Origin of the sequence: Nostoc sp. NOS(2021) (assembly GCF_017115025.1) — a bacterium.
GTDB lineage: Bacteria > Cyanobacteriota > Cyanobacteriia > Cyanobacteriales > Nostocaceae > Nostoc.
Genome location: NZ_JABXKM010000340.1, coordinates 74,759 through 85,933, shown reverse-complemented (window position 1 = coordinate 85,933; position 11,175 = coordinate 74,759). Strand labels below are relative to the sequence as shown.

The 11,175-nt window shown below is 41.0% G+C and carries 2 protein-coding genes; both read right to left on the bottom strand.

Annotated features, from left to right (window positions below; translation table 11 throughout):
• Nucleotides 1-16: 16 nt before the first annotated feature.
• Nucleotides 17-5,482, bottom strand: coding sequence for an ATP-binding sensor histidine kinase (locus tag HWQ41_RS33415; protein ID WP_292772441.1), 5,466 nt, complete (start codon nucleotides 5,480-5,482; stop codon nucleotides 17-19).
• A 74-nt stretch (nucleotides 5,483-5,556) separates the two neighbouring features.
• Nucleotides 5,557-10,995, bottom strand: coding sequence for an ATP-binding sensor histidine kinase (locus tag HWQ41_RS33410; RefSeq protein WP_292772439.1), 5,439 nt, complete (start codon nucleotides 10,993-10,995; stop codon nucleotides 5,557-5,559).
• Between the last annotated feature and the right edge of the window lie 180 nt (nucleotides 10,996-11,175).

Here is an 11,175-nt window from a genome sequence, read left to right as displayed (position 1 = left end):
TAACAATACCAAGACTTTACAGTGGAATTTCAATTATAAATTTTGTCCCCTCACCTAGAACAGAGTTAAAACTCAATTTTCCGCCGTGGGTTGATTCAACAATTTGACAAGCGATCGCTAGTCCCAACCCTGTTCCTTTACCGACAGCTTTAGTGGTAAAAAAGGGATTGAATAAGCTCAGTTTTATCTCTTCTGGAATGCCGACTCCATTATCAGCAATGATAATCTGTACTTGGTTTTGTTCTGTCTTTTTAGTACTAATTAAAATCCGATTTTGGTTGGTAGTCATCTCCTGAAAACTGCGGCCACGATTGCTATCCTCTACCGCATCAATTGCATTCATAAGCAGATTCATAAACACTTGATTAATTTCTCTGGCGTAGCATTTTACCAAGGGCAGTTCGCCATAGTTTTTCACGATTTCAATCGCTGTACGTTCTTGTAAATTGAGTCGATGTTGCAAAATCATTAAGGTGTTATCAATGCCTTCATGGAGATTCACAGCCTTGTATTCTGATTCATCTAATCGCGAAAAATTACGTAAAGATAGGACAATTTGTCGAATCCGATCAGAACCAAATCTCATCGATTCCAGTATGTTATCTAAATCTTCTTTTAAGAAGTTAAATTCTAGTTTTTCTAGTTCTGTTTCCAGGGATTTCGGTGGATTTGGATAGTGGTTTTGGTAGGAATTTAAGATGCTTAATAGGTCTTGTGTATATTGATGAACGTGATTCAGATTTCCATAAATAAAGCTAATGGGGTTGTTAATTTCGTGAGCAATTCCTGCTACCAGTTGTCCCAAAGCTGACATTTTTTCAGTTTGCACCATCTGTGTCTGGGTGCGATTTAGTTCTTTTAAGGTTGCTTGCAGTTGGTCATTTTTTTGGTTTAATGCTTGGGTGCGTTCTTGTACCCTGTCTTCTAGTTCCGTGTATAACCGAGCATTCTCTAAGGAGATTGCTGCTTGGGATATTAATAGGTGCAAAACTTCTAGGCGATCGCGCGTAAATGCTCCCACTGTCAGGTTATTTTCTAGGTATAAAATGCCAATCAACTTGCCTTGGTTGAGAATTGGCGCACAGAGAATACTCTTGGGTAAATGGTGAATAATATAAGGGTCAGCTGCTAGGCTGGGATCGATACCTGCATTATCAATCACCGTCAAGGAGAGGGTATTTTTGACACGATTGATTAGGGTAACGGGTACTGTTTGACCATTATCAAAGGGGAGCGAACGCAAGACAATGGTAGGCTGTTCGAGTTGGGAGAGGGCTTCAATTACCCAGCGTAGGCGTAGCCCGTCGTAGACATCGCCTTTTGGCATCAGCAACGCACATTTATCAGCTCCCGCATTTTTGAGTATCACATCAAGTAGAGTCTTGAGTAATTTATCCAACTCAATTTCACTCGATAAAGATTGAGAGGCTTTGAGAATGGTTGCTAGATCGAGGGCTTCTGAGAGGCTAGTATTATTCAATGTCGAAGTTTGGATCGTCTGAGAGAAGACAGAAATCATCGTTTCCGTCGGTTTGAAAGATGGTTGCTGTTTTTGCAAAATTGTGACGAGTAGTTGCGGATAGCGGGTTTCCAAATCAACTACTTTGGCTTTTGCTCCCCAACGGGCGTAACAATAATAAGCTTCTGTCATGTAGACTTGAGCGATTTTTTCTTTGCCCCAATCGAGATAGAATTTAGCCGCGAGTTCGTTCGCAAGAGCTTCTTCGTTGAGGAATTGGTTTTCTTTGGCGAGGGAAATGGCGCGATCGTATTGTTCCATCGCCTCTGCTTTGTTGCCCAAAATCCGACACTTTTCTGCCTCAACTAAATGCCATTTATGCAGATAATTCATCGGAGCATTTTGCGCCCACTGATGCAGCGTGGTTTGATCGGTTTCTACTTGAGCCAAAATTTCCGCTTGCTCAGTTTCTGACTGCATGGGGAAGATTGCCAATTGCGTCAAAGCGCCATAGAAATGGAAAATGGGAATAGAAATCACGCCTGCTTCCGAAAGCAGATAGGGTTTGCTTTGAGCGATGTAGTCTAGTCCGTTTTTATAATAACCAAAGATGTATGCAAGCAATAATTTATATAGGTAGCCAACCGCGATCGCACTTAATTCATTCTTTTGCTGGTGCTTAGGACGCATCACCGTTTCATTGTAGGCAGTTCCAACTAAGCAATCTGGTTGGCTCACGGTTTCCCTAAGGTTCCTCAGCATCTGCCGCTGCATATCTAAATAGCCTTGAGAAGAATATTGTTTTGCCTGCGCCATCAGAGCACTGTAATTGGCTGCTTCAACTTCACAGGTGTCTAATTCTCCTCCAGCGAAAAATTTAGTATTTATGTAAACGCCTATGTTGTAGCCAGCGTTGAGAAAATCGCCAGTTTCTATACCTGCGGTATAGCCAGCTTTCAGGGTTGGTAATACTGCTAAGAAAGCTTCCTGCCGATGCTGAATCAATAACCCAAACAACAATAGAACTAAAGATTTGAGTTCCGATAAATTGAATCGATCTAGTAAATTCAATGCCACTTCACCAAATCTATAGCCCGTTTTCACATCTTGGACAACAGTACACAGCAATATCCCGTGAATCGCATACCCTACCATAGATGCTGGCGCATTCCCAAACTGGAGGGATAAACCTACCATTGTTGTGCTTAAAAAAGGCAGTAAACGCGGATTTCCCTGCAATATCGGGTTAAACAATACTCCTAACAGTTGCATCGCTGCCAGAGATGTGCGATCGCTCATCAATGGCAAATCAACCAGTTCTTCCAGCTGTCTGCCGTTTAGTTGATGGTTCAGGTTTTCTAAGGCTACGCCAATCTTGGCTTCGTCTACTTCCGTTGGGAGTTCTACCCCCAATTGTGCTAGAGCCTCTCTGCCAACTGCGATCGCCTCCAACATCTGGCCAAGGCCAGTCAGGGCGATAATTTGAATCTCGTAAATTTTTACTTTGTCTAAAATCGTCTGGGCATTCTGCAACACCAGTGCTGACATTTGCCCCATACCCTGAAAGTCACCATTCAAATAGCTGGCTTCGCTAGCCGCGACATAGAGATTTAGGGTCAAATCATACTGAAGAAGCCAACAATCGACTTCTAGGAGATCAATTCCAGTTTCGAGATAGATTCTGGCGGCGGCGTATGCAGTAGAACTTCTGGCTTTACCGCCAGCTTTTAAGTTGAGTTTAGCTAAGGCTTCCCGTTCCTGCTGTTGATTAATTAATGCCTGTCCTCGATTCAAATGTCCGACAATATCGAATAGTTTTTCTTCTCGTTCTATTTCGGAAAAGTTTTTCTGAAGTAACTGTCCAATTTTGAGATGGACTGCTTGCTTTTGCTGATCAGGAATCAAGGAATAAGCAGCTTGTTGAACGCGATCGTGTAAAAACCGATAAGTGGGATTCGCTGCGGCATCAGAAATAGATGCATTGTCAGACTGCATAAAGAACTTATAGATTTCCGTATTCGGAATAATTAAGCCTTCTTGCAAAGCTTTCCATAACGTTGTCGCCGCCTCCTCTAGAGATTTTTCGGCAACAATTCCCAAGGTATGCAAATCAAATTGCGCCCCAATGCAAGCTGCTAGTTTGAGCATATTCTGAGTCTCAGTAGGCAATTTCTGCAATTGCAACGCCATAAACTCCACCACATCATCGCTGATGGCTAAGGCTCGAACTTCAGCAATATTGCACTGCCAATGGTGAGCTTCCCAATCAAAGGTAATTTGCTTATCTTCATATAAGGCTTTGAGAAATTGCGTCGCAAAAAATGGATTACCTTTAGTTTTTTGATAGACTAATTCTGTTAAAGGTTGAGCTAGAGATAATTCGCAATTCAGCGTATCTGCCACCAACTGATTCATATCCGTCAGACTCAAGGGTTGCAGCGTAATTGTATTCACCACTGCCCCAGTTTTCATAATCTCATCCACTGTTAAGATAAAGGGGTGAACTGGTGACACTTCATTATCTCGATACGCACCCAATATCAATAAATGTCCTGTCTCTACCATCAACAATTGCAGGAGGTTCAAGGATGCGGAATCCGCCCACTGTAAATCATCTAAAAACATCACTAAAGGATGCTCAACGCTGGTGAATATTTTTACAAATTTCTGGATCAGCAGATTAAATCGATTTGGGGCGGCACTTCCTGATAGTTCTGTAGCCGTCGGTTGAGGATCGATAATCTGTTCTAGTTCGGGAATCACCTCAATCAAAACTTGTCCATTGTCGCCCACAACTTCCAGAATCTTGCTTTTCCAGATGTTTAATTGACTGTCTGATTCTGATAGCAATTGTCCCATCAAATCTCGGAAGGCTTGGACAAAGGCAGAAAAGGGGATGTTGCGCTGGAATTGGTCGTATTTTCCTTTAATAAAATAACCCCGTTGCCGAACAATAGGTTTATGGACTTCATTGACAACGGCAGTTTTGCCAATTCCAGAAAAACCTGCTACTAGCATCATTTCTGTGCTACCAAGGCTTACTCTTTCAAAGGCTTGGAGGAGGCTTGCTACTTCGGTTTCTCTACCGTAAAGCTTTTCGGGGATGGTAAAGCGATCGCTAATATCTCTCTGCCCAATTTCAAAAGATGCAATATTTCCAGTGGCTTCCCATTGACTTAGACAAATCTCTAGATCGTGCTTTATCCCCAACGCACTTTGATAGCGATCTTCTGCATTCTTCGCCATCAATTTATTGATTATTGCCGATAAAACTAACGGAATCTGGGAATTTATCTCATGGACTGGAATGGGAGTTTTTGCAATATGACAATGCACCAACTCCATCGGATCGTTCGATCGAAATGGCAATTCTACCGTGAGTAACTCGTAGAACGTGACACCTAAAGAATAAAAATCAGTCCGGTAGTCAATCCCCCGATTCATTCTTCCTGTTTGTTCTGGGGAAATATAAGCGAGTGTCCCTTCTAATATATTGGGATTGATTAGTGTCTGTGTTTCCCGTGGTAGTAAAGATGCAATACTAAAGTCGATTAATTTAACCTGTTTGGTTTCTGGGTTAATGAGAATATTAGCGGGTTTGATATCTTTATGAATAATCCGTTCTCGATACAATATATCTAAGGTGTTGCAGAGTGCGATCGCAATTTCTAAAAACTCTATCAGAGATTCTACGCTTTCCCCCACTCCCCACTCGCCATTCCCCATTCCCCAATCCTTGAGAGAAATCCCCCCAAAGTCTTCCATCACCAACGCATAACCATTTTGGTAGGCTTGGAGGCTGTAGGTTTGGATGATTAGAGGTGAGTTGAGATTTTTGGTAATGGTGTATTGATTGCGAAACTGCACCAATTCGCTGAAACTGGGATAAGGATTTTTCAGCAGTTTAATCACTACTCTTAAGGAGTCAGTTTCTCGATACCCACGATAAACTAAGGTTCTGGAACCATTGTAGAGTTCTTCGCTAACTTGATATCCGGGAATAGTAACTAGAGTGCTAACCATACTGCTAAATTCTCAAGATTTCTAGGTTTAGTGTTCCCGAATATATGCAGCTGTTTACTAACAATACCAAGACTTTACAGTGGAATTTCAATTATAAATTTTGTCCCCTCACCCAAAACAGAGTTAAAACTCAATTTTCCGCCGTGGGTTGATTCAACAATAGACTTGGCGATCGCTAATCCTAATCCCGTTCCTTTACCCACAGCTTTTGTAGTAAATAAGTGATCAAAAATCTTTTGTTTCACTGATTCATTCATCCCCTTACCATTATCAGCGATCGCAATTTTCACTAAATTATCTGCTGCTGAAGTTGTAATTGTAATGCAGTTAGGATTGGCTTTAATTTCCTCAAAAGAATGTCCATGATTAGATTCATCTAAGGCATCAATAGCATTAGCTATCAGATTCATAAACACCTGATTTAATTGACCGGGGAAACATTCTACTTGAGGGAAATTCCCGTAGTTGCTGACAACTTCAATCACGGGACGTAGTTCATTAGCCTTGAGACGATGTTTCAAAATTAAAATTGTGCTATCAATGCCTTCATGAATGTTAAATGGTACTTTGTAATCTTGATCGGCACGGGAGAAAGTTCGTAAACTAGTGCTGATATTTTTGAGGCGATCGCACGCCATAGACATGGAATCAAGCATCTTGGGCAAGTCTGATAAACTATAATCCAAGTCGATTTCTTCGGCGTGGTCAATAATTTCCTCACTCTTGTTGGGGAAATTTTCTTGATAGAGTTTCAAGTGTTCGATAATATCCGCAAAGGTAGGTTTAGCAAGTTTTAGACTGGCAGCAATAAAACCGAGGGGATTATTCATTTCGTGAGCGACACCAGCAACTAAATTACCCAACGCAGACATTTTCTCACTTTGCACCATTTGTAATTGAGCCTGTTGTAAATCTTGCAATGCTTGTTGCAAATCTTCTGATTTTTGCTGCGATTCGGCGAATGACTGCTCTAGCTGTTGGGCATAGTTCTGCGATCGCTGATAAAGTTGGGCATTTTCTAGAGAAATTGCCGCTTGAGCGCAAAGTAAATTCAGCAGTTCGACGCGATCGCTTGTGAACGCCCCCGTCGCTAAATTATTTTCTAGATATAAAATGCCCAGCAGTTTCCCTTGATGCAAAATCGGGCTACACAAGATACTCTTAGGCTGCTGACGTATGATATATGGGTCATTGGCTAAGGTCAGATCAGCCGTCGCATCAAGCAGCAAAACACTCTGCCTGTTGTTCTTCACTTTGTAAATCAGTCTGAGGGGAATATCCTGGCTGTCCTCAACCAGAAGGCGCTGCAACACTACTGGCTCCGACCCTTCGGTAATTGACCCTTTGATCAATAGGCGATCGTCTTCCAAGAGCATTAACACGCATTTATCAGCCCCCGCATTTTCAATGACGATTCTAAGTAACGATGCCAGCAGTTTTTCCAGTTCGATTTCGCCTGAGATCGCTTGGGAAGCTTTGAGAATGGCAGCTAAATCTAAAGCTACAGAGACACTGCTACTGCTGGAAGTAGCGGAACTGAGGGATGTGACACTCTCCAAGGCGAAAATAGTTTCGCTAGTGGAGAACTGAGAACGGGTTTGTTGTAATATCGGAGCAAGCAGTTGGGGATAGCGTCGTTCCAAGTCGGCAACTTTGGCTTTGGCTCCCCAACGGGAATAACAGTAATATGCTTCAGTTATGTAGGCTTGAGCGACTTTTTCTTTGCCCCATTCCAGATAAAATCTGGCTGCCAGTTCATTAGCTAAGGCCTCTTCGTTAAGAAATTGATTCTCTTTGGCTCCTAAGATAGCGCGATCATAGAGGTCGATCGTTTCCCTGTAATCTCCCAGAATTCGGCAAATTTCAGCTTTGACGAGATGAAATTTGTGAAGAAAATTCATTGGGGCATGATTAGCCCAGACTTGCAGTTGATTTTGATTCTCCTCGACTTGATTGAGGTATACCAAGCGTTGTGCTGGTTCTAATGTTTGGGCAAGTCCTAATAATGCCAGCGAGAAATAAAAGTTATGAACTGTGGTATAGATTTTACCAATTACAAAGCCAATGTAAGTGTTCGCTTTGTTTGCATTTTCAATGGCTTTCGCGTAATCACCTTTGAAGTAGTAAAGTTGACATTTGGCAAAGTAAGCAGCAAACAAAACTATATTTTGTTGCTTCTCTTTCAAGTACTGAAATGTATCTTCCTCATTGAGATTTTCAAGGCTAATCAGTACATCTCCATCAGAAAAATCTTTGAGGTTTAATTCTATTTGTTGCCAAATTGCAATTTCATTATGTACATGCTCAATGTTGCGGCTGAGATTTTTATATTTTTTGTATATCTCATCTACATCATCAAGAAATGCACCTGTTAGAAAATAATAAATGCAGTAATCTTTCAAGCCGTACAGGGCATATTCTACATCCCCAGTGTCTAATCCGCTTTGAACGGACTCTAGCAAACCATCAATGGTTGCGGAAACTGGCTCTTTCCAGCCACATACATGTGCATAGAAGAGTTGATATACCTTACTTTTCAGGAAATGAGCATTGTATTTCTCAAGGATTTTGAGCGAAAGCTGACCAAATTGGTAACCCAATTCAATATTACCCATAAACCCACAGAGTAAGACACCATACAAACCGTAGCCAAAGGCCGCAATCGGTGAATTACCATGCTGATTGCATAGTTTGAGCATGGTAAGGGTTACTGGCAACATTAATTCGGGTTGGGTGGTATAGGCAGCAGGACTGACCGAAATTAGAATTTCCATTGCTTTGAGCTTTGCGGGATCACTCATCTCCGGTAGGTTCAATAGTTGATCAAAATCAACACTGATCGGAGGTTCGGATTCTAATTTAATGCCTAATAGTTTTATGGCAACTAAGGCTATATCGATTGCTATCTGAGGTTCTCCACAGACAATATTCAGTCGCATCTTTAGCTCGTAAGCTGCACATCGATCGAGTAAGTTATCCGTTTCATCAAGAATTGTTTCAATTAAATGAGATGCTGATTCAAAATGACCTGAAATAGTTTCAGCTTCGGCTCTTTGTAGAAATAATTCCAGTGATAGCTGATACTGCTTCTTCCAAAAATCCGTAGCTAATAAATCAATACCAGTAGCGAAGTAGTTAGAGGCAGCTTCATAAGCAGTAGAGTTTCTTGCTTTATTTCCTGCGGTCAAATTTAATTGTGCAAGTTTTTCACGTTTCGAGGGATCAACAATGAATGAACTGCCGATGTTAAGATGACCGACAATTTCAAAAAGCTGCTGTTCTTGATCTGCCTGTGAGAGATTCTCTAGGAGCAAGTTTCCAATAAGATGATGAGTGAACTGTTTCTGATCGTTAGGAATCAGAGAATAAGCAGCTTGCTGAACGCGATCGTGTAAAAATTTGTATGTAACAGGCTCTTGATTTTCCGGTGTACGTGCCAGACTTTCTTGCCCAACATAAAACTTATAAACATCACTGAGCGGTAAAATCAACCCTTCAATTAATGCTTTCCACAAATCTGTAGCCGTCTCTACCTCGGATTGTTCTGAAACAATTGCCAAAGTTGCTAAATCAAACTGATTCCCAATACAAGCAGCTAATCGCAATCTGTTTTGAGTTGATTGTGGCAATTTTCGCAATTGAAATGCCATAAAAGCAACAACGTCATCTGTAAGTGCAAGAGTTATCACTTGCACAATGTCACATTGCCAACAGCCTAACTCAAAATCAAATTGAATGAGATTATCTTGATGCAATGCTTTGAGAAACTGGGTGGCAAAAAACGGATTACCTTGAGTTTTTTGATACACTAATTGAGAAAGAGTCCATGCCAAAGTTTCTGGACATTTCAGTGTATCGGCAACTAATTGATTTACTTGCTCTTTACTTAGTGGTGCTAAAGTAATTGTATTAATCGTTGCTTGTTTTTTTTGAATCTCGCTCAAAGTCAACATCAAAGGATGTGCTGGGTTGACTTCATTATCACGATAGGCACCAATTAAGAACAGATGACTTGTATCAGCCATTAATAACTGCATTAATTTCAGCGATGCCGAATCTGCCCATTGCAAATCATCTAAGAACATCACTAATGGATGTTCCAAGCTGGTAAAGACTTGGGTAAACTTTTGGAATAATAAATTAAATCTATTTTGTGCAGACGTTCCTGATAATTCTATGGCGGGTGGTTGTTCACCAATAATTATTTCTAATTCGGGGATGACTTCAATAATTACCTGTCCATTTTCTCCAACAGCCTCTAATATTTGGTTTCTCCATTGTTGAATTTGTGCATCACTTTCGCTTAACAGTTGCCCCATTAAATCTCGGAATGCTTGCACAAATGCAGAAAAGGGAATATTGCGTTGAAATTGGTCATATTTACCTTTGATAAAATAACCGCGTTGCCGCACAATTGGTTTATGAACTTCGTTGACAACGGCAGTTTTACCAATTCCTGAAAACCCAGCTACCAGCATCATTTCTGTTGCACCAAGACTGACTCGCTCAAATGCTTGGAGTAGGGTTGATATTTCGGTTTCTCGTCCATAAAGTTTGTCGGGGATCATCAAGCGATCGCACACATCCCGTTTCGCAATCTCAAAATCCTTTACTATACCAGTTTTTTGTAGCTGATGTAAACAATTTTCTAAATCAAACTTCAATCCCAAGGTACTCTGATATCTGGATTCGGCATTTTTTGCCATCAATTTCATCACAATATCACAGAGAACTTGGGGAATAGTCAAATCAACCTCACCCGCCTTTAGCACCCTCTCCGAACTTCGGAGAGGGTTGGGGTGAGGTTTATTCATATTTGGCGGAAGTTTTGCAATATGAGAATGTACCAACTCCACTGGATCGTTTGACGCAAAAGGTAACTTTCCTGTAAGTAATTCGTAGAAAGTTACACCTAAAGAATAAAAATCAGTCCGGTAGTCAATGCCCCGATTCATTCTTCCTGTTTGTTCTGGGGAAATATAAGCGAGTGTCCCTTCTAACACATTGGGACTGATGAGCGTTTGAGTTTCTCGTGGTAGTAGAGATGCAATACTAAAGTCAATTAATTTAACTTGTTTTGTTTCGGGATTAATGAGAATATTCGCGGGTTTGATGTCTTTATGAATAATCCGATCGCGGTACAATAAATCTAAGGTATTGCACAGTGCGATCGCTATCTGTAAAAACTCCGTGAGATTTCGTAGACTTTTCCCTGTTCCCCATTCTTTAAGAGAAATCCCCCCAAAGTCTTCCATCACCAACACATAACCATTTTGGTAAGGTTCTAGGCTGTAGGTTTGGATGATTAGGGGTGAGTTGAGATTTTTGCTAATGGTGTATTGATTGCGAAACTGCACCAATTCGCTGAAACTGGGATAAGGATTTTTCAGCAGTTTAATCACTACTCTTAAGGAGTCAGTTTCTCGATAACCGCGATAAACTAGGGTTCTCGAACCATTATAAAGTTGTTCGTTAACTTGATATCCGGGAATAGTAACTAGAGTCGGAACCATACTGCTAAATCCTGACGATTTCTATATCTAGTATTCCCAGATGGGTGAAACAATTCATAATTTAAAAAAATACCAAAAAATAAATTATCCGATATTCGTAGGGTGCGTTAGACTTCGTTAATGCACCATATCTATCTCATTGATCACAATGCATTACGGCGTTTCGCTTAACGCATCCTA

Excerpts from the sequence above, each read along its gene's own strand:
- HWQ41_RS33415 (WP_292772441.1), bottom strand. The coding sequence starts at position 5,482 with ATGGTTAGCACTCTAGTTACTATTCCCGGATATCAAGTTAGCGAAGAA.
- HWQ41_RS33410 (WP_292772439.1), bottom strand. The coding sequence starts at position 10,995 with ATGGTTCCGACTCTAGTTACTATTCCCGGATATCAAGTTAACGAACAA.